Raw genomic sequence first — 20,310 nt, forward strand, 5'->3', positions numbered from 1 at the left:
TCACCAAGACCGTCGGCGCCTTCGCCGTCACCCAGCCCGAGCCCGGCATCTTCGTCTGGCTCACCCCCTCCGGGCACACCTACCGCCGCGAACGCAACGGCACCGTCACCCTCCTCGCCGTCCGCCCACCCCACCACGGCCGACCCGAACCCCTCCACGACGAACGCGACGACCCACCACCCTTCTGACGAAGGGTGGGGATGGGTGAGTGCCGGAGAGCAGGCGCGGTGCGGCGTGCTACTACCGAGCGAGCAGAGTGTCGAGATCGACGTCGCCCTGGATGAGGCCATCCGTGCCGGCCAGCTCCGCGAAGATCTCGAACGTCGGCTCGCTCACCTCGGTGTTCCACGCGGGCAGGATGAGCCGCTCGGCGAGGTCGGGCTCGACCTCCAGGTAGCTCGGCAGCACCTCACGCACGGCGTCAGGGTTCTCCTGCGAGTAGGTGAGCGACTTCTCGATCGCCGCTCGGAACCGGTCGACCAGCTCCGGGTTCTCCTCTGCGAACTTGAGAGAGGTGAAGTATGACGAGACCTCGATCGTCTCGTCGGTGAAGTCGTTCAACGGCGTCGTCAGCACACGAACCCCGTCCGACTCACCGAGAGTGATGAACGGCTCCACCTGCCAGGCCGCGTCGACGTCCCCGGCCACCAGAGCGGCCGTCATGCTCGGGAACGGCATCTCGACGAACTCGACGGCGTCCGGGTCCCCGCCGTCCGCGCGCACCGAGGCACGGACCACCGTGTCCCCGATGGCGTTGAGCGTGTTCACAGCCACTGTCCGGCCCTCGAGGTCGGCGGGCCGCTGCAGCGAGTCGTCTGCGGTGACGATGGTGTACGGATCCTGCTCCGGGTCGCCCGTGCTGTCGACCCCGGACGCGATCACCCGCAGCGGGAGGCCGGACGAGTTCCCGATGACCAGAGAGAGGTTGTTGCCGAACCCCATGTCGATGCTCCCGCTGACCACGCCGGGCACGATCGCCGCACCGCCCTGCCCGGTGCTCAGCTCGAGCTCGATGCCCTCGTCCTCGAAGAACCCCTGCTCCATGCCGACGTACACCGGTGCGACGTCGATGATCGGGATCAGGCCGAGAGTGACCGTCTCGGTCCCCGCGGCGCCGCCCGTGGCGGCTCCGCCGTCGTCCGTGGTGTCCGGCTCCGCCTCGCCGGAACAGGCGAGAAGCGTCAGTGCGAGCGTGCCGGCGAGGGTCGCGGTGGTGATCCGGCGTCGGTACATGTCGGCCCTCCTGGGCGATCGGCGTTGATCAGCGGGCGCGTTCGGACCGGCTCGACCTCACGTGCGCGGGCGCCGGCCCGAGGGTGCGTTACCCGGACGGTACCGCCCTCGATCCTCGGCGCGAGGCGCGTGTCACATGTTGCGACGGTACTCACCGCCGACGTCGTACAGCGCGTGCGTGATCTGCCCCAGGCTGTGGGTCTTCACCGCCTCGAGCAACGCCGCGAAGACGTTCTCCCGCTCCCGCGCGGCGCGCTGCAGGAACACCAGACCGTCGGGCGCGAGCGCGTTCCGGGCCGTCTGGAACTCCCGCACCCCGGCGATCTGCTGCGCCTTCTCCTCCTCGGTGGAGCGGATGAGCTGCACCGGGGTGCGGATCTCCCCGGCGTGCTCGGCCGGCAGGAAGGTGTTCACCCCGACGATCGGCAGCGAGCCGTCGTGCTTGCGGCGCTCGTAGTACAGCGACTCCTCCTGGATCCGGCCGCGCTGGTACATCGTGTCCATCGCGCCGAGGACGCCGCCGCGCTCGCTGATCGCGTCGAACTCCTTGTAGACGGCCTCCTCCACCAGGTCGGTCAACCGGGACACGACGAAACTGCCTTGCCAGGGGTTCTCGTTCGCGCTCAGCCCCAGCTCCTTCGTGATGATCATCTGGATGGCCATCGCCCGGCGGACGCTCTCCTCGGTCGGAGTGGTCACCGCCTCGTCGTACGCGTTGGTGTGCAGGCTGTTCGTCGCGTCGAACAGCGCGTACAGCGCCTGCAGGGTGGTTCGGATGTCGTTGAACTGGATCTCCTGGGCGTGCAGCGACCGGCCCGAGGTCTGGATGTGGTACTTCAGCATCTGGCTCCGTGGGCCCGCCCCGTAGCGCTCACGCATCGCCCGCGCCCAGATCCGCCGGGCCACCCGGCCGATCACCGTGTACTCGGGGTCCATCCCGTTGGAGAAGAAGAACGAGAGGTTCGGCGCGAAGTCGTCGACCGCCATCCCGCGGGCGAGGTAGTACTCGACGAACGTCAGCCCGTTGGAGAGCGTGAAGGCCAGCTGGCTGATCGGGTTGGCCCCGGCCTCGGCGATGTGGTACCCGGAGATCGACACCGAGTAGAAGTTCCGCACCCCCTCCCGGGTGAAGTACTCCTGGATGTCGCCCATCATCTTCAGCGCGAACTCCGTGCTGAAGATGCAGGTGTTCTGGGCCTGGTCCTCCTTGAGGATGTCGGCCTGGACGGTGCCGCGCACCACGCGCAGCGTCTGGGCGCGGATCCGCTCGTACGTCGCGGCGTCCACGAGCTCGTCCCCGGTGACGCCGAGCAGGGCGAGGCCCAGGCCGTCGTGGCCCTCCGGGAGCCCGCCCGCGTACCTTGGGCGCGCCCGGTCGGCGAAGATCTGCTCGAGCCGACGCTGCGTCGCTGCCCACCGCTCCGGGTCCTCGCGCAGGTACTTCTCCACCTGCTGGTCGACGGCAGTGTTGAGGAACATCGCGAGAATGATCGGCGCCGGGCCGTTGATCGTCATCGAGACCGACGTCGTCGGGGCGCACAGGTCGAAGCCTGAGTACAGCTTCTTCATGTCGTCCAGCGTCGGCACGTTCACGCCGGAGTTCCCGACCTTGCCGTAGATGTCCGGTCGCGGTGCCGGGTCCTCGCCGTACAGCGTCACCGAGTCGAACGCCGTCGACAGCCGGACCGCCTCCTGGCCCCGCGAGAGGTAGTGGAAGCGGCGGTTGGTGCGTTCCGGGGTGCCCTCGCCGGCGAACATCCGGGTGGGGTCCTCGCCCGTGCGCCGGTACGGGTACACGCCTGCGGTGTACGGGTAGTGGCCGGGGAGGTTCTCCTTGCCGAGGAACTGCAGCAGGTCACCCCATCCCCGGTAGGTCGGCGCCGCGACCTTCGGCACGCGCAGGTGGCTGAGGGACTCGCGGTAGTTCTCCACCCTGATCGTCCGGCCGCGCACCACGTACTCCGCGGACTCCTCCGTGATCGACCGCAGCCGCTCGGGCCAGGAACGCAGCAGCGCCAGGGACTCGGGGGAGAGGGCGCCGACGGTGTCGTCGTAGCGCCGCCGCAGGCGCAGCAGGGTGGGGTCGGGCCGGTCGCCCTGCGTCGGGTCGACGCCGTGCGTCGGGTCGACGCCGTGCGTCGGGTCGGCGGCCTCCCGATCGACGCCCTCCAGATCGACGGCCTCGTAGCGCCCCAGCGGCTCGGGCAGCCGCGGGTCCTCCAGGTCCCGCAGCGCCCGCCAGTACGCGTGGGCCCTGTCGGCGGCCTCGGCCTGCGCCTCGATCGACGCGTTCACCGCCCGTCCCTGCTCCGCGATCTCCGCGAGGTAGCGCACCCGCTGCGGCGGGATCAGCACGGTGGCGCGCGGCTCGCGCAGGCTCGTGTCGACGTCGGGCCGGAAGTCGACCCGCGGCGCCGGCCGGGCCCCCGCCCCGCCGTCGAGCACCCGCTCGCGGAGGAGACGGCACAGGTTGACGAACATCCAGGTGACGCCCGGGTCGTTGAACTGGCTGGCGATCGTGGGGTAGACGGGCACGTCGTCGTCGGTCAGGTCGAACGCGACGCGGTTGCGCCGCCACTGCTTGCGCACGTCCCGCAGCGCGTCCTCGGCCCCGCGCCGGTCGTACTTGTTCAGCACCACGAGCTCGGCCAGGTCCAGCATGTCGATCTTCTCGAGCTGGCTCGCCGCCCCGTAGTCGCTCGTCATGACGTACACCGGCAGGTCCACCAGCTCGACCACCGCGGAGTCCGCCTGGCCGATCCCCGCCGTCTCCACCACCACGAGGTCGAACCCGGCCGAGCGCAGGAACGCCACCGCGTCCCCCAGCACCGCGCTGACCGCCACGTTGCTGGCGCGGGTGGCCATGGAGCGCATGTACACGCGAGGGCTGCGCAGCGAGTTCATGCGGATCCGGTCGCCGAGCAGCGCGCCCCCGGTGCGGCGCCGGGTCGGGTCCACGCACAGCACGGCGACGCGCATCTGCGGGAACGCGCCCAGGAATCTGTTCAGCAGCTCGTCGATCACCGAGGACTTCCCCGCGCCCCCGGTGCCGGTCACCCCCACCACGGGGACGACGCCGGAGCCCGCGGCCCGCCCGGCCCACGCTTTGCGCAGCTGCTCGAGCTCGGCCCCCTCCCACGCCCCGTCCTCGATCGCGCTGAGCACCCGCCCCACGGCGACGTCGTCACCGGCGGCCACCGCCGTGGCGTCGAGGAGCGGCTCCGGCTCCCGGTCCTGCCGGTGCCGGGCGGTGCGGTCGACGACGTCGTCGATCATCCCGGTCAGGCCGAGCTTCATGCCGTCGTCGGGGTGGTACACCCGCTCCACGCCGTAGGCCTCGAGCTCGGCGATCTCCTCGCGGGTGATCGTCCCGCCGCCCCCGCCGAAGACGCGCACGTGGCCGGCCCCGCGCTCGGCCAGCATGTCGACCATGTACCGGAAGTACTCCAGGTGCCCGCCCTGGTACGAGGACAGCGCGACCGCGTCGGCGTCCTCCTGCAGCGCCGCGCGCACCACGTCCTCCACGGACCGGTTGTGGCCGAGGTGCACCACCTCCGCGCCGCGGTCCTGGATGAGCCGGCGCATGATGTTGATGGAGGCGTCGTGGCCGTCGAACAGGCTGGCGGCGGTGACGAACCGCAGCGGGCTGGTCGTCACCTGCTTCTCGCTCGGGCGGGCGAGCGTGGTCATCGCGTGAACCTCCACACGTCGTCGGGCGGGGCCCTCGCAGTCTAGCCGGGCGCGGATACCGTGGTGCCGTGACCAGAACCGACGCCCCCGCGGCACCCACCCGTACCGCGGCCCGTCGTGCCGTCGGCATCCTCCTCGCCGCCCTGGCCGCCCTCGCCGTCGTGGGGGCGTGGTGGTTCTTCGTGACGACGCCGAGCGGCCAGCACGTCGACGAGGTCGCCTACCTCGGTTCCCGCATCGGCCGCAGCCGCCTCGACGAGGGCGCGCGGACGGTGCTCGACGTCGTCTCGGTCCCGTTCCTCGTGGTCGTCGTGCTGGCCGCCGTGACGGTGGCGCTGCTGCGCCGCCAGGTCCTCCTCGCGGTCGCGGTGGCGGCGGTGGTGGGCGGCGCGAACGTGACCACCCAGCTGCTGAAGTACGGCATCTTCAGCCGTCCCGACCTCGGCATCTCCGAGGTGCACATGAACTCCCTGCCCAGCGGGCACACCACGGTGGCCGCCTCCGTGGCCGGGGCCGCTCTGCTGATCACCCCGCCGCGGTGGCGCTGGCTCGCCGTGCTGCTCGGCGCGGCCTACGCGGGCGGCACGGGCGTGGCCACGATGATCGGCGGCTGGCACCGTGCCTCCGACGTCGTCGCCGCGCTCCTCGTGGTGGCCGCCTGGGTGTTCCTGGCGCTCGCCGTCGTCGGGCCGGGCTCGGACGACAACGGCCGGACCGCGCCGCCCTGGGCCCGGCGGGCCGACGCGCTGATGCGTCCCTTCCTCGCCGTCGTGGGTGCCGGGGCGGGCCTGGTCGGGCTGCTCAGCATGCTGCTCGTCTCCCAGGTCGACGGCGCCGACCGCGTCGAGCAGCTGGTCGCCTACGGCGGCGGGAGCGCCGGCGTAGTGGCGGTGACCTGCCTGGCCGCCCTGGCCTCGCTCGTCCTCGGCGCGCCGCGGCGCTCGACCCGGCGCTGACGCGGCGCCGAGCCGGCCGGGCGAGAGTCTGGCTGCGCGGCGCGTGGAGTCGTGCCGCCCGGCGCACGGTGCCAGAGTTGGTCCAGGACCGACGGAGGGGGTGCGCGTGCTCGGGTTGCCGCAAGGGGTCACGGCCTGCCTGTTCGACCTCGACGGCGTGCTCACCGACACCCAGCGCATCCACGCCGCAGCCTGGGCGCGGACGTTCGACGAGTTCCTCTCCGCCCACGCCGCGCGCACCGGCACCCCGTTCGTCCCGTTCAGCGAGGACGACTACGCCGCGTATGTCGACGGCCGGCGGAGGGCCGACGGCGTGCGCGACTTCCTCCGGAGCCGCGGCGTCGAGCTCCCGGAGGGCGCCCCGGACGACCCGCCCGACGCCCCGACCGTCAACGGCGTGGGCAACCGCAAGAACGAGCTCCTGCTGCGGGTGATCCACGAGGACGGCGTCGACGTCTACCCGGCCAGCCGCCGCTACGTGGACGCGGCCCGCCAGGCCGGCCTGGCGCTCGCCGTCGTCTCCTCCAGCGCCAACACGGCCACCGTGCTGGAGGCCGCCGGACTCGCGGACCGCTTCGGCGTCGTCGTCGACGGCGTCGTGGCGCGCGAGCGGTCCATGCCCGGCAAGCCGGCCCCGGACACCTTCCTCGCCGCCGCCGCCGAGCTGGGCGTCGAGCCCGGCGCCGCCGCGGTCTTCGAGGACGCGCTGGCCGGCGTCGAGGCGGGCCGGGCCGGCGGGTTCGGGTACGTCGTCGGGGTGGACCGGCTCGGGCAGGCGGGTGCGCTGCGGGCGGCTGGGGCCGACGTCGTCGTCGAGGACCTGGAGGAGCTCCTGTGACGGGCAGCGGGCACGCCGAGCTGGGCAGGGACCCGTGGGTGCTGCGCGAGGACGGGCTGGACCTGGCGCACCTGGGGCAGACCGAGTCGCTCTTCGCCCTGTCCAACGGCCACATCGGGCTGCGCGGCAACCTCGACGAGGGGGAGCCGAACGTCGTCCCCGGCACGTACGTCTCGGGCGTCTTCGAGCACCACCCCCTGCCGTACCCTGAGGGTGGCTACGGCTACCCGGAGGATGGGCAGGCCATCGTCAACGTCACCAACGGCAAGCTCATCCGCCTGCTGGTCGACGACGAGCCGTTCGACGTGCGCTACGGCACCCTCACCAAGCACGAGCGTCGCCTCGACCTGCGCGCCGGCACCCTGCGCCGCGAGGTGCACTGGACCTCTCCGGCCGGCCGCCCCGTGCGGATCAAGTCCACCCGCCTGGTTTCCTTCGTCCACCGGGCGGTGGCGGCGATCGCCTACACCGTCGAGGCGGTGGAGGAGACGCGCATCATCCTCCAGTCCGAGCTCGTCGCCAACGAGGTCTCGCCCGCACCGGACAGCGACGACCCGCGCGTGGCCAAGGCCCTGGACGCCCCGCTCGTCGCCGTGAGCCAGGACGTCGAGCAGGAAGGGGCCGTGCTGGTCCACCGCACCGCCCAGTCCCGCCTCCAGCTGGCCGCCGGCATGGACCACGACATCGAGTGCGCGGGCCAGTACGACGTCGAGAACGAGGTGCGCCCCGACTGGGCCCGCACCTCGATCGTCACCGTCCTGCGGCCGGGGGAGAAGCTCCGCGTGGTCAAGTACGTGGGCTACGGCTGGTCCGCCGCGCGCACCTCCACGGCGCTGCGCGACCAGGTCGCCGCCGCGCTCACGAGCGCCCGGTACTCGGGGTGGACCAGCCTGCGGCTCTCCCAGCGCGAGTACCTCGACGACTTCTGGGACGCCGCCGACGTCGAGATCGACGGCGACGAGATCCTGCAACAGGCGGTGCGGCTCGGTCTCTTCCACGTCCTGCAGGCCGGCGCGCGCTCCGAGGGCCGGGCGATCGGCGCGAAGGGCCTGACCGGCACCGGGTACAACGGCCATACGTTCTGGGACATCGAGGGCTTCGTCCTGCCGGTGCTGACGCTCACCGCGCCGGAGGCCGCCGCCTACGCGCTGCGCTGGCGCGCCAGCACGCTCCCGGCGGCCCGCGACCGGGCCCGCACGCTGGGGCTCGCCGGGGCCACGTTCCCGTGGCGCACCATCGACGGCGCGGAGACCTCGGCGTACTGGCCCGCCGGCACGGCCGCGTTCCACGTCAACGCCGACATCGCCCGGGCCTTCGACGTCTACCGCCTCGTCACGGGGGACACCGCCCTCGAGCGCGACGGCGGGCTCGCGGTGCTCGTCGAGACCGCCCGGCTGTGGGTCTCCCACGGCCACGAGGACAGCTCCGGCGGCTGGCACGTCGACGGCGTCACCGGCCCGGACGAGTACACGGCCGTGGTCGACGACAACATCTTCACCAACCTCCAGGCGGCCCGGAACCTCACCGCCGCGGCCGCCGCCTGCCGGCGGCACCCCGACCTCGCCGCCGACCTGGCGGTGACGGCCGAGGAGCTGGACGCGTGGAAGACGGCCGCCGCCCACGCCCACATCCCCTACGACGCCGAGCTGGGCGTGCACCAGCAGTGCGCCCACTTCACCCGGTACGCGGAGTGGGACTTCGAGCCCCGTGGCGAGCGCTACCCGCTCATGCTCCACGCCCCCTACGTGCAGCTGTACCGCAAGCAGGTGGTCAAGCAGGCCGACCTCGTGCTCGCGATGCACTGGCACCCGGACGCGTTCACGGCGCTGGAGAAGGCGCGCAACCTCGACTACTACGAGCGGCGCACCGTGCGGGACTCCTCCCTCTCCGCCTGCACACAGGCGGTGATGTGCGCCGAGGTCGGCCATCTGGCCCTGGCGCGCGACTACCTCCACGAGGCGGCCCTCGTCGACCTCCACGACCTGCAGCGCACCACCGAGCACGGCGTGCACCTCGCCTCGCTTGCCGGGGCCTGGATCGGCGTCGTCGCCGGGTTCGGCGGACTGCGGGAGGACGGCGAGGTGCTCCGCCTGGCCCCCGCCCTGCCGACGACCATCGGGGGGCTCGCCTTCCGGCTGCGCTGGCGGGGGATGCGGCTGGAGGTGCGGGTCGCCGACGGGCAGGTGCGCTGCGCCGTCGCCGGTCCGGCGGGTTCCCGGATGCCGCTGCGGCTCTACGACGAGGACGTCGAGGTCAGCGACGACGTGCCCCTGGTCCGCCCGCTGCGTCACCCGGAGCCGTTGCTGCCCCAGCCCACCCAGCCGCCGGGCCGGGCGCCGCGCCGGATCAACGGCTCCGGCGACTTCGAGCTGCCCGACTCGGTCGAGGCGGACCACCTGGCGTGAGCGACGGCCGCTACCTCTCCTCGCGCCGGTCCTCGTCGTCGTCGCGCCAGCCGTGGGAGTGCCGCAGGCTCCGGGCACGTGCGGCGTCCGCGTCCTGCCGGCGGCGCGCCCGATCGGTGGCCCTGCTGTCCCGCACCGGGAGGTGCACCTTGTGCTCCGCCTCCCGGATGCCGGCCACCAGCTGGCGCGCGCGGTGGACCTCGGTGTCGAGCTCCGCACCGAGCAGCAGCGCCATGTTGATCACCCACAGCCACAGGCTGAAGACCACGACCCCGGCCAGGACGCCGCCGTACGTGAGGTCGAAGCGGCCCGAGGTGGCGTAGAGCCGCAGCAGCAGGGTGGCGGCCGCGGACACCCCCAGAGCGACGAGCGAGCCCGGGGAGATCCACCGGAACCGCGGGTGGCGCACGTTGGGGGTCGCGAAGTACAGCAGCGCGATCACCAGCACCGCCGCCAGCAGGAGCAGGGGCCAGCGCAGCACCTCCCACACGAGCAACGCGGTGTTGCCGACGCCGAGGACGGTCCCGATGGCTCGCGCCACCGGTCCGGACACCACCAGCAGCAGGGCGACGAGCACCCCGAACGCCACGAGGATCACCGTGGTCAGCAGGTGCCACGCCTGCAGGCGCCACAGCGGCCGCCCCTCGTGCACCCCGTAGATGTGGTTCATCGCTCGGCCGAACGACCCCACGTACCCCGCGGCGAGCCACAGCGCCGTCACCAGCCCCACCACCAGCGACCCCCCGGCGGAGGGGTGGTCCATCAGCGCCAGCACCGGCCGGCTGACCGCGTCGAAGGACTCCTGGTCCGGGGCGAGGAGGCGCAGCACGTCGAGCACGGCCGTCACGGCGGCCTCGTCCTGCCCGGCCAGGGCGAGCACCGAGGCCAGCGCGACCGCCACCGGCGGGATGGACAGCGCCCCGAAGAACGTCATGCCCGCGGCCCGGTCCCAGCACTCGTCGGCGAAGAACTTCCGCACCGCCTTGCCGGTCATGAAGCGCTTCGACGGCCGGCGCCCGACCACCGGGGCAGAGCCCCCGGGCGACGGCGCAGCCGTCGCCGGCCGGCGTGTGTCCTGTCCCATCGGCGCACCTCCCTCACGCAAGCCAAGCACCGGGGAGCCCTGCGCGCTCGGGCGGGCCCGCCCCTGCACCGTGTCCGGCCGACCATGTACCGTCAGCGCGAAACCCCCGGCCGCCCGCGTGGCGGTCACCCCTGAGAGTGAGGAAGGTCCGCGTGACCAGCTCCCGCAAGCTTGTGATCGTCGAGTCGCCCGCCAAGGCCCGCACCATCGGCGGCTACCTCGGCCCGGACTTCGAGGTCGAGGCCAGCGTGGGCCACATCCGTGACCTGCCCCAGCCCTCCGAGCTGCCGGCGGAGATGAAGAAGGGCCCGTACGGGAAGTTCGCCGTCGACGTCGAGGGCGACTTCGACCCCTACTACGTCGTCGACTCCGACAAGAAGAAGAAGGTCGCCGAGCTCAAGCGCGCCCTGAAGGACTCCGACGAGCTCTACCTCGCGACGGACGAGGACCGCGAGGGCGAGGCCATCGCGTGGCACCTCCTCGACGTCCTCAAGCCCAAGGTGCCGGTCAAGCGGATGGTGTTCCACGAGATCACCCGCGAGGCCATCGGCCGGGCGCTGGAGAACACCCGCGACCTGGACACCCGGCTCGTCGACGCCCAGGAGACGCGCCGCATCCTGGACCGCCTCGTCGGGTACGAGGTCTCCCCGCTGCTGTGGCGCAAGATCAAGCCGGGTCTGTCGGCCGGGCGCGTGCAGTCCGTCGCCACCCGCATGGTCGTCGAGCGGGAGCGGGAGCGCATGGCGTTCCGCGCCGCCTCGTACTGGGACGTCAAGGGGACCTTCACGGGTGGCGACGAGAGCACGGGCGAGGGTCGCCGCAGCTTCGAGGCCCGCCTGGTCACCCTGGACGGGAAGCGGGTCGCCTCCGGCCGCGACTTCGGCGACGACGGTCAGCTCAGGGCGGCCGCCGTGAAGGCGGGGACGGTTCATCTCGACGAGGCGCGCGCCACCGACGTGGCCACGGCCCTGGAGAAGGTCGAGGCCCGCGTGGTCTCGATGGAGACCAAGCCCTACACGCGCCGCCCGGCCGCGCCCTTCACCACGTCCACGCTCCAGCAGGAGGCCTCCCGCAAGCTGCGCATGAGCGCCCGGGAGACCATGCGCACCGCGCAGGGCCTGTACGAGAACGGCTTCATCACCTACATGCGTACCGACTCCTCGGCGCTGTCGGGGCAGGCGATCTCCGCCGCCCGCCGCCAGGCCGCGGAGCTCTACGGCGCCGAGTACGTGCCCGAGAAGCCCCGGGTCTACGGCGCGAAGTCGAAGGGCGCGCAGGAGGCGCACGAGGCCATCCGCCCCGCGGGGGACTCCTTCCGCACCCCGGCGCAGGTGGCCGGCCAGCTCAGCGGCGCCCAGTTCAAGCTCTACGAGCTGATCTGGAAGCGCACCGTCGCCTCGCAGATGGCCGACGCCCGCGGCTCCACCGCCACCGTCCGGCTCGGCGCCGACCCGACGCTCGCGGACGGGACCGCGGCGCGGGCCGAGCTCACCGCCTCCGGCACGGTCATCACCTTCCGCGGCTTCCTCGCCGCCTACGAGGAGGGCCGCGACGCCGACCGGTACGACAAGGACGGCAAGGACGACAAGGAGACGCGGCTGCCCGTGGTGGCCGAGGGCGACGTCGTCGCGACCGAGAAGGTCACCGCCGAGGGGCACGAGACCACCCCGCCGCCGCGCTACACCGAGGCGAGCCTGGTCAAGGCGCTGGAGGAGCGCGGCATCGGCCGGCCCTCCACCTACGCCGCGACGATCTCCGTGATCGTCGACCGCGGCTACGTCGACCGTCGGGGGCAGGCCCTGGTGCCCACCTGGCTGGCGTTCTCGGTGGTCCGCCTGCTCGAGGACAACCTCCCGCGGCTCGTCGACTACGACTTCACCGCCGAGATGGAGTCCGACCTCGACCGCATCGCGACGGGCACCGAGGACCGCGTCGGCTGGCTGACGCGGTTCTACCGCGGCGACGCCGCCACCGAGCGCCCGGGGCTGCGGAACCTCGTCGAGGGGCTGGGCGACATCGACGCCCGCGCCGTCAACAGCATCGACATCGGCGACGGCATCACCCTGCGGGTGGGCCGCTACGGCCCCTACCTGGAGACCGCGGCCACCGAGGGCGAGGAGGGGAAGCGGGCCTCCGTGCCCGACGACGTCGCCCCCGACGAGCTCACCGTCGACCTGGCCCGCGAGCTCCTCTCCCGCCAGGCCGACGACGGGCGCGAGCTCGGCACCGACCCGGCCACCGGGCACACGGTCATCGCGAAGAACGGCCGCTTCGGCCCTTACGTCACCGAGGTCCTGCCGGACGACGACGACGCGGCCGAGGCTGCGCCGTCGGGCACGAAGAAGCCGGCGCGGAAGAAGGTCAAGGCCAAGCCGCGCACCGCCTCGCTCCTGAAGTCGATGCAGCTGGAGACGGTCGACCTCGACCAGGCCCTGAGGCTGCTGTCCCTGCCGCGGGTGGTCGGCACCGATCCCGAGGGCGTGGAGATCACCGCGCAGAACGGCCGGTACGGCCCCTACCTCAAGCGCGGCACGGACTCGCGCTCCCTGGAGTCCGAGGAGCAGATGTTCGACATCACCCTCGAGGAGGCGCTCGCGATCTACGCCAAGCCGAAGACCCGGCGGGGCGCCACCGCGAAGCCGCCGCTGCGCGAGCTTGGGGAGGACCCGGTCAGCGGCAAGCCCGTGGTGGTCAAGGACGGCCGTTTCGGCCCGTACGTCACCGACGGCACCACCAACGCCACGCTGCGCAAGGACGACGACGTCGAGTCGCTCACCCCCGAGCGCGGCTTCGAGCTCCTCGCCGAGAAGCGCGCCAAGGGGCCGGCCAAGAAGCCCGCCCGCAAGCCGGCGGCGCGCAAGCCCGCGGCGAAGAAGACGACCACCCGGAAGACGCCCGCCAAGGGCTGAGGGCGCGCGCGGCGCGCGGCGGCGGGCCGGCCCTGGCAGGATCGACGCGTGACCGTTGCCGCGACCCTGCAGGTGCGGGTGCTGGCCGCCGGCTTCCTCGACCGCCTGCGCCACGTCCTCCGGGCGCCCAGCGTCCTTCTCGACGGCGACGCCCACGACACCCGGACCGGCCGCGTGCTGCGGCTCGCGGTCGCGCCGGGCAGCCACGAGCTCACGGTCCGCGACGGCGCCCGCACCGCGTCCACCGTGGTCGAGGTGGGGCCGGGAGGCACCGTCACCGTCGAGGCCCTCGTCTCCGGCGGGGACCTCACCCTCGCCGTCGGACCGTAGCCGGAACGTAGATTGCTGCCATGACCTCGTCGACGGCGACACCGCCCCCGCTCCCCGCACCGCCCGACCCCCGCCACGCCCCGCCGCTGCGCTGGGGGATCCTCGGCGCCGGCGGCATCGCCGGCCGGTTCGCGCGGGAGGTCCCGGCCCGCAGCGCCCAGCGCGTGGTCGCCGTCGGGTCCCGGGACGCGATGAAGGCCGCCACGTTCGCGGCCGAGCACGGCATCGAGCGCGCGTACGGCGGGTACGCGGCGCTGGTGGCCGACCCGGAGGTCGACGTCGTCTACGTCGCCACCCCGCACAGCCACCACCACGCCCACGCCATGCTCGCGCTCGCCGCGGGCAAGCACGTGCTGGTGGAGAAGGCGTTCACCCGCAACGCGGCGGAGGCCCGGGAGGTCCTCACCACCGCGGGCGATCTCGGCCTGTTCGCGATGGAGGCGATGTGGTCGCGGTTCCTGCCGCACATGGTCGCGCTGCGCGAGGTGGTCGCCTCCGGCGTGCTCGGGGAGGTGCTCGCCGTCCACGCCGACCACGGGCAGCGCCTGGACCTCGTGGAGCGCCTGTACGCCCCGGAGCTGGCCGGCGGGGCGCTGCTGGACCTCGGGGTCTACCCGGTCTCCTTCGCCCACAGCCTCCTCGGCGCCCCCGCGGGCGTGCACGCCGCCGGCGTGCTGACGGACCTCGGCGTGGACGCGCACGAGGCGGTGACGCTGACCTACGCGGGGGCGCACGCGCGGGCCGTCGCCGTGTGCACCGCGAACATGTGGGCGCGCAGCGCGACGACCGCCTCGGTGATCGGCACCGACGGACGCCTCGACGTCGCCGCGCCGTTCTACGGCACCACCGGTTTCACGGTCACCCCGTTCGCCGGGCCGGCGTGGAGCTGGCCGCCGGAGGGCGCCGACCGCGGCGGCTTCCAGCACGAGGCGGCCGAGGTCGCGCGCTGCGTGGCCGAGGGACGCCAGCAGTCCGACGTCATGCCGTGGAGCGCGACGCTGGAGGTCATGGCGACCCTCGACGAGGTGCGCCGCCAGCTCGGCGTCGTCTACCCGGGCGAGCTCACCGGGGTCGACCCGGCGGTCGACGCCGTCCCGGACGCACCCCCGCTCTGAGCGGGGCCTGCGGAGCGGAGGAACGTCCGCACGGCACGGTTGTAGGCCACCGGTGCCTCGAGCTGGCAGAGGTGGCCGGCGCCGGGGAGCACCGTGAGCGTCGAGCCGGCGATCGCGGCGTGCAGGTGGTCGGCAACGGTCCGCGGCGCCCGCGTGTCCCGGTCCCCGTGCACCACCAGCGTCGGCACGTGCACGCGCGGCAGGACCTCGCGCAGGTCGGTGGCCGAGGCGCGGGCCATCGAGCGGAACCCGTCCGGGTGGGACGCCCGCACCGCGGCGGCGAACTCCTCGACCACCGCCCGGGGCGTGCCGGGCGCGAACATCGTCGGCATCAGCGCGGCTTCGAGCTCCTCGCCGCCGGACTCCGCCAGCGCGAGCGAGTCCTCCAGCCGCCGGCGCGCCACCTCGGCGGGCAGGGACCCCACCCAGCCGGCGTACGCGCTGGTCAGCACCAGCGTGGCCGGCAGGTCCGGGTGACGGCCGAGCAGGGCGAGGGCCAGCGCCCCGCCGAAGGACACGCCCGCCACGTGCGGCCGGTGCAGGCCCAGCCGGTCGAGGAAGCCTGCCAGCGTGTCCGCGTACCCGGCCATGCCGAACCCCTCGGGCGGGTCGTCGGACCGGCCCGCGCCGGGGGCGTCCCAGGCCACCACGGTGAACTCGTCGGCGAGGGCCTCGAGCTGGCGGCGCCACGTGCTGCGCGCATCCCCGACGAACCCGTGCAGGAGCACGAGCGCGGGTCCCTCGCCGACCCGCTCGTACGCGATCGAGAGCCCGTCGACGTCGACCCTGTCCATCGTCCGCCCCCTCACCTCGGGAGACCCTCACTCTGGCACGCGGGGTCGCCGCGGGCGGGCGGAACGCCGGCCGGCGGTGGGGACGACGGCGGAGCCCGGCGGTGCGCGCGGCTACCCTGGCCCGGTGAGCCCCGAGGTCCCGACCGCCGTCCCGCCCGCCGCCGACCTCGCTCACCGCGGGTGCTTCGTCTCGTTCGAGGGTGGTGACGGCGCCGGGAAGACGACGCAGCGTGACCTCCTCGGCGAGTGGCTCGGCGGGCTCGGCCACGAGGTGGTCCTCACCCGCGAGCCCGGCGGGACGGCCCTCGGCCAGGTGCTGCGCGACGCCGTGCTCCACGGCGAGGACCTCGACCCGCGCACCGAGGCGCTGCTCTACGCCACCGACCGCGCCCACCACGTCCACCGGCTCGTGCGGCCCGCCCTCGCCCGCGGCGCCGTCGTGGTCACCGACCGCTACCTCGACTCCTCCGTCGCCTACCAGGGCGCGGCCCGCGAGCTCGGCGACGACGAGATCCGCGCCCTGTCGCTGTGGGCCACCGAGGGGCTGCTGCCGGACCTCACCGTCCTGCTCGACCTCGACCCCGCCGTCGCGGCCGGGCGGCGCACCGGCGCCCCCGACCGGCTCGAGCGCGAGTCGCTGGTGTTCCACACCCGGGTGCGCGAGCACTTCCTCGCCCTCGCCCGGGCCGAGCCGGGCCGCTTCCTCGTCCTCGACGCGGCGGCGCCGCCCGCGGAGATCCACGCCGCCGTGCGCGCCCGCCTCGCGCCGCTGCTGCCCGCGCCCGCCGCGGCCACGTCCCCGCAGGGCTCGCGATGAGCGTCTGGGACGAGGTCGTCGGCCAGGACGAGGTGGTCGCCACGCTGCGCGGCGCCGTCCTCGCCTCGCGCGAGGCCACCGGCGACGCCGCGGCCCGCGCCATGAGCCACGCGTGGCTCATCACCGGCCCCCCGGGGTCGGGGCGCTCGGTGGCCGCCCGCGCCTTCGCGGCCGCCCTGCAGTGCACCGACCCGGCGGAGCCGGGCTGCGGGCGCTGCCACGGGTGCACCACCGCCCTCGCCGGGACCCACGCGGACGTCACGCTCATCGGCACCGAGAAGGTCATCTTCGCGATCGAGGAGATCCGCCCGCTGATCTCCCAGGCGCAGCGCGCGCCGTCCCAGGGGCGGTGGCGCGTCATGCTCATGGAGGACGCGGACCGCATGGTCGAGCGGACGTCCAACGTGCTCCTCAAGGCCGTGGAGGAGCCGCCGCCGCGCACGGTGTGGCTGCTGTGCGCGCCGAGCCCCGAGGACGTGCTGACCACGATCCGCTCGCGCTGCCGCGCCGTGCACCTGCGCGTGCCCGACCCGCGGGCCGTCGCCGACCTGCTCGTGCGCCGCGACGGCCTCGACCCGGACGTGGCGCTGGCCGCTGCGCGGGCCGCCCAGTCCCACGTCGGCCTGGCCCGCCGGCTCGCCCGGGACCCGGAGGCCCGGGCCCGACGTCGCCGCCTCCTGGCCGTGCCCGCCGGCATCCGCGGGGTCGGGGACGCGGTCCTGGCGGCGGCCGACCTCATCGAGACCGCGGCCGCCGACGCCAGGGCGGCCACCGAGGAGCGCGACGCCGCCGAGAAGGCCGAGCTGCTGCGCAACCTCGGCGCCGAGGCCGGAACCCGGCTGCCGCCCGCGCTGCGCGGGCAGGTCAAGCAGCTCGAGGACGATCAGAAGCGTCGGGCCACCCGCGCGCAGCGCGACGTCCTCGACCGCGCGATGGTGGACCTGCTCTCCCTCTACCGCGACGTGCTCGTCGTCCAGCTCGCGGCCGACGTCGAGCTCATCAACACCGACCTCGCCGCCGAGGTGCGGGCCCTGGCGGGCGGCTCCACGCCCGAGCAGACGGTGCGGCGCATGGACGCGGTCGGGGTGGCGCGGGAGCGGCTCGCCGCGAACGTCGCCCCGCTCCTGGCCGTCGAGGCGATGATGGTGGCGCTGCGCCCCCAGGGGTGAGGGACCGCGGCGTGCGGGCGCCGCGCGCCAGGTAGCGTGAGCGCGTGCCCCGTACCATCCGCGCCGGCGTCCTCGGCGTGCTCGTCGCCGCCCTGACGCTCACCGCCTGCACCCCCGAGCCGCTCGAGCGGGTCCCGGACGCAGGGCCGACCGCCGCCCCGCCGACCGCCTCGGCCGAGGCGACCACCAGCGCCCCGTCGACGGAGGAGCTGCAGGCCTACCACGACCAGGAGGTGGCCTGGGAGGCGTGCGGGGAGTTCGAGTGCGCCGAGGTGGCCGTGCCGCTGAGCTACGACGAGCCCGACGGCGAACGGATCACCCTCGCGGTCAAGCGGCTGGCCAGCACCGACGCCGACGCCCGGGTGGGCTCGCTCGTCATCAACCCCGGTGGCCCGGGCAGCTCCGGCATGGAGCTCGTGGACGCGGCCACCGCCATGTTCAGCGAGGACCTGCGCGCCGCGTACGACGTGGTCGGCTTCGACCCGCGCGGGGTCGCGGCGTCGACGCCCGTGGACTGCGTCAGCGACGCGGAGCTCGACCGCATCCGCAGCGCGGACTACGACACCGAGACCGCGGAGGGTCTCGACGCCTACCGCGCCGACGCGAGGCTCATCGCCGACGGGTGCGCCCGGGGCAGCGGGGAGCTGATCGGGAATGTCGACACCGAGTCCGCCGCCCGGGACATGGACATCCTGCGAGCCGTGCTGGACGAGGAGAAGCTCGACTACCTCGGGTACTCCTACGGCACGTTCCTGGGCGCCACGTACGCGGAGCTGTTCCCCGAGAACACGGGCAACCTCGTCCTCGACGGCGCGATGGACCCCTCTCTCAGCTCGCACGAGACCACGCTGGGCCAGGCCATCGGGTTCGAGGAGGCGCTGCGTGCGTACGTCGAGGACTGCCTCGGCGGACCGGACTGCCCGCTGACCGGCTCGGTGGACGACGGAGTCCGGCAGGTACGGACCCTCTTCGACGTGGTGGGTGACACCCCGCTGCCCACGTCCACGGGCCGGGAGCTGACGGCCTCGCTCGCGTTCTCGGGCGTCATCACCCCGCTGTACGACAGCGCCAGCTGGTTCGTCCTGTCGTCGGCGCTCGACCAGGCGATCAACGACCGTGACGGCTCGCAGCTGCTCTTCCTCGCCGACCTCATGGCCGGCCGCGAGGCCGACGGGACCTACCCGAAGAACTCCACCGAGGCGAACTGGGCGGTGAACTGCCTGGACTTCCCGTCCTCGGGCGATCCGGCCCTGTGGCAGCAGCAGGCGGAGGAGCTCGAGGCGGCCGCGCCGACGTTCGGCCCGGCCATGGGCTACGGCGACATGCTCTGCGACCAGTGGCCGGTGAAGGGCGACGCCGAGCGCGGGCCGGTCCGGGCGGAGGGCTCGGCGCCGATCATGGTCGTCGGCACGACGGGCGATCCGGCGACGCCGTACGAGTGGAGCGTCAGCCTGGCCGAGCAGCTCGAGAACGGCTTCCTCGTCACGTTCGAGGGCGAGGGGCACACCGCGTACGGCCGGTCCAACGACTGCGTCGTCCGCGCCGTCGACGACTTCCTCATCGACGGGACCGTGCCGCAGGACGGCCTGACCTGCTGACCGGCGAGTGATGCCGCGCACACCTGGCCGGAGCATTTTGTTCCAGGCGCCCCGCTCCCGGTACAGTGGTCCGCGCTGCGTCGGGCGATCCTCGACGGGCACGCCGCCTTAGCTCAGTCGGCAGAGCGATTCACTCGTAATGAATAGGTCGTGGGTTCGATTCCCACAGGCGGCTCAGCAGGGACGGCCCGGTCACGACGCGAAGTCGGACCGGGCCGTCCGGCTTTCCCGGCCCGGCGACCCGGACGGCCGTCACGTGGCGACGGGATTTCCGGTCGCCAATTCCCCGCCGTGGCAGGTGCCGGCAATGGAGCCCGGCCGGGCACTTATGCCGCGGGGCGCCGCGGCCGTCGTGCGCGGACGACGGGAGACTATTTCGGCCGCAGAAGTGTGAAATTGTTCCTAGGGTCGTTCCCTGGATTGCGCCCCCGGTCATTTCGTGCGGGGCGCCTTTCCCGGCGCCGGGCGCGGGGCCTCCCCGCCCGGCAGTCGTCGGGGCCGAGGACCCGGCAGCACGAGGTCCCGCCCGGCCGACCGACGGAGGGTCGACGTGTTCGGGCAGGCCGGCGCAGCCGCCACGGGGAGGGCGGTGCGATCCCTCACGCGATCCTGCGGGGGCGCTCGCCGTACACTTGGGGCGTGGACTATCTCGTCGCGCTCATCCCCTCGGTCGGCACGGGCCTGCTGTTCTACCTCGTGATCCGCGCCTTCGTGAACGCCGACCGTAATGAGCGCGAAGCGATCCGCAGGCTCGAGGAGGAGTCCCTTCGGAAAGGACCGGAACAGGCACCCGGCGCCTGATTACTTCTTCTTCCACAGCTCGCGCCCGTTGGCGTGACATTGCTCGTCAAAAGAATTACGCTCGCGCATCAGGTGATCGATTCGTATCACTCTCAGGGGTGTTCTCCTGCTCTCACGACTGACGACGAGAAAGAACCCGCCATGGTGCAGAAGATGCAGGTCCAGCTCATCGACGATATCGACGGCTCCCCAGCGGACGAGACCGTCACATTCGCAATTGACGGCGTGACCTACGAGATCGACCTTTCCGACGCCCACGCGAAGGCTCTGCGCGAGTCCTTCGCCGAGTGGAAGGGCCACGCCCGCCGGGCCGGCGGTCGGCGGGCGCCCGCCCGGCGCTCCACGGGTGGGGGCGCCGCCCGCGCCTCCTCCTCGGACGCGGGACGGATCCGCGACTGGGCGCGCGAGCACGGCTACGAGGTGTCGGAGCGCGGGCGCATCTCCGCGGAGATCCGCGAGGCCTACGAGAAGGCCACCAGCTGACCCCGGTCCAGCCGGGCAGGCGGGCCGGCCCCCCCCGGGGGGTGCGGGCGCCGGCCGGGGGGGGCCGGACGACCCCCGGGGGGGATCC

The 20,310-nt window shown here is 73.5% G+C and carries 16 protein-coding genes and 1 tRNA gene; 13 read left to right on the forward strand and 4 right to left on the reverse strand.

What is annotated here, in order from left to right; translation table 11 throughout:
- Nucleotides 1-188: hypothetical protein (locus tag KZX45_RS17975; RefSeq protein WP_248257835.1), on the forward strand; the 188-nt coding region annotated here is incomplete at its 5' end.
- 52 nt (nt 189-240) lie between these two features.
- Here the strand turns inward: KZX45_RS17975 and KZX45_RS17980 are convergent.
- Together KZX45_RS17980 and KZX45_RS17985 are read right to left on the reverse strand one after the other, a co-directional pair.
- Complete coding sequence (locus tag KZX45_RS17980) at nt 241-1,233, reverse strand: ABC transporter substrate-binding protein (protein WP_248259137.1); 993 nt, start codon at nt 1,231-1,233, stop codon at nt 241-243.
- A gap of 132 nt (nt 1,234-1,365) precedes the next feature.
- Nucleotides 1,366-4,923: a methylmalonyl-CoA mutase family protein gene (locus KZX45_RS17985; protein WP_248259138.1), complete on the reverse strand. Its 3,558-nt coding sequence runs from the start codon at nt 4,921-4,923 to the stop codon at nt 1,366-1,368.
- A 68-nt stretch (nt 4,924-4,991) separates the two neighbouring features.
- Between KZX45_RS17985 and KZX45_RS20415 the strand changes: the two genes are divergently transcribed.
- The 3 genes from KZX45_RS20415 (at nt 4,992) to KZX45_RS18000 (ending at nt 9,122) form a co-directional block, all read left to right on the forward strand.
- A complete protein-coding gene (locus KZX45_RS20415) occupies nt 4,992-5,879 on the forward strand; it encodes a phosphatase PAP2 family protein (protein WP_248259139.1) in 888 nt (295 codons plus the stop codon).
- A gap of 106 nt (nt 5,880-5,985) precedes the next feature.
- Nucleotides 5,986-6,717, forward strand: coding sequence for a beta-phosphoglucomutase family hydrolase (locus tag KZX45_RS17995; protein ID WP_248259140.1), 732 nt, complete (start codon nt 5,986-5,988; stop codon nt 6,715-6,717).
- Nucleotides 6,714-9,122 (forward strand): glycoside hydrolase family 65 protein, encoded by a 2,409-nt coding sequence (locus tag KZX45_RS18000; protein WP_248259141.1) that lies wholly within the window; start codon nt 6,714-6,716, stop codon nt 9,120-9,122. Before KZX45_RS17995 ends, KZX45_RS18000 begins: the two co-directional genes overlap by 4 nt.
- 10 nt (nt 9,123-9,132) lie before the next feature.
- On the opposite strand, the gene KZX45_RS18005 is transcribed toward KZX45_RS18000, so the two are convergent.
- Entirely contained in the window at nt 9,133-10,206 is a 1,074-nt protein-coding gene (locus KZX45_RS18005) for a YihY/virulence factor BrkB family protein (RefSeq protein WP_248259142.1), read from the reverse strand.
- Between the two features lie 152 nt (nt 10,207-10,358).
- Here KZX45_RS18005 and topA point away from each other — a divergent pair, with 152 nt between their 5' ends.
- Genes topA through KZX45_RS18020 form a run of 3 tightly spaced genes read left to right on the forward strand, consistent with a single transcriptional unit; the run spans nt 10,359 to nt 14,560 of the window.
- Nucleotides 10,359-13,115 (forward strand): type I DNA topoisomerase, encoded by a 2,757-nt coding sequence (gene topA / locus KZX45_RS18010; RefSeq protein WP_248259143.1) that lies wholly within the window; start codon nt 10,359-10,361, stop codon nt 13,113-13,115.
- Between the two features lie 48 nt (nt 13,116-13,163).
- A complete protein-coding gene (locus KZX45_RS18015; protein WP_248259144.1) occupies nt 13,164-13,445 on the forward strand; it encodes a hypothetical protein in 282 nt (93 codons plus the stop codon).
- A 20-nt stretch (nt 13,446-13,465) separates the two neighbouring features.
- Complete coding sequence (locus tag KZX45_RS18020; protein ID WP_248259145.1) at nt 13,466-14,560, forward strand: Gfo/Idh/MocA family protein; 1,095 nt, start codon at nt 13,466-13,468, stop codon at nt 14,558-14,560.
- On the opposite strand, the gene KZX45_RS18025 is transcribed toward KZX45_RS18020, so the two are convergent.
- Entirely contained in the window at nt 14,494-15,354 is an 861-nt protein-coding gene (locus KZX45_RS18025) for an alpha/beta fold hydrolase (protein ID WP_248259146.1), read from the reverse strand. The two genes, KZX45_RS18020 and KZX45_RS18025, sit on opposite strands and share 67 nt — an antisense overlap.
- 124 nt (nt 15,355-15,478) lie before the next feature.
- On the opposite strand from KZX45_RS18025, the gene tmk reads away from it, so the two are divergent.
- The 6 genes from tmk to KZX45_RS18055 all read left to right on the forward strand — a co-directional run bounded on the left by tmk (nt 15,479) and on the right by KZX45_RS18055 (nt 20,222).
- Nucleotides 15,479-16,171 carry a dTMP kinase gene (gene tmk, locus KZX45_RS18030; protein WP_248259147.1) on the forward strand — a complete coding sequence of 231 codons (693 nt, stop codon included), beginning with the start codon at nt 15,479-15,481 and terminating at the stop codon, nt 16,169-16,171.
- Nucleotides 16,168-17,340 carry a DNA polymerase III subunit delta' gene (locus KZX45_RS18035; protein ID WP_248259148.1) on the forward strand — a complete coding sequence of 391 codons (1,173 nt, stop codon included), beginning with the start codon at nt 16,168-16,170 and terminating at the stop codon, nt 17,338-17,340. Before tmk ends, KZX45_RS18035 begins: the two co-directional genes overlap by 4 nt.
- A 44-nt stretch (nt 17,341-17,384) precedes the next feature.
- Complete coding sequence (locus KZX45_RS18040) at nt 17,385-18,938, forward strand: alpha/beta hydrolase (RefSeq protein WP_248259149.1); 1,554 nt, start codon at nt 17,385-17,387, stop codon at nt 18,936-18,938.
- A 102-nt stretch (nt 18,939-19,040) separates the two neighbouring features.
- Nucleotides 19,041-19,113: transfer RNA gene (locus tag KZX45_RS18045), tRNA-Thr, on the forward strand.
- A gap of 464 nt (nt 19,114-19,577) precedes the next feature.
- Nucleotides 19,578-19,739, forward strand: coding sequence for a hypothetical protein (locus KZX45_RS18050; RefSeq protein WP_248259150.1), 162 nt, complete (start codon nt 19,578-19,580; stop codon nt 19,737-19,739).
- Between the two features lie 141 nt (nt 19,740-19,880).
- Nucleotides 19,881-20,222 carry an Lsr2 family protein gene (locus KZX45_RS18055; protein ID WP_248259151.1) on the forward strand — a complete coding sequence of 114 codons (342 nt, stop codon included), beginning with the start codon at nt 19,881-19,883 and terminating at the stop codon, nt 20,220-20,222.
- Nucleotides 20,223-20,310: the final 88 nt, after the last annotated feature.

Origin of the sequence: Georgenia sp. EYE_87, assembly GCF_023148685.1 — a bacterium.
In the GTDB taxonomy this organism is placed as follows: Bacteria; Actinomycetota; Actinomycetes; order Actinomycetales; family Actinomycetaceae; genus Georgenia.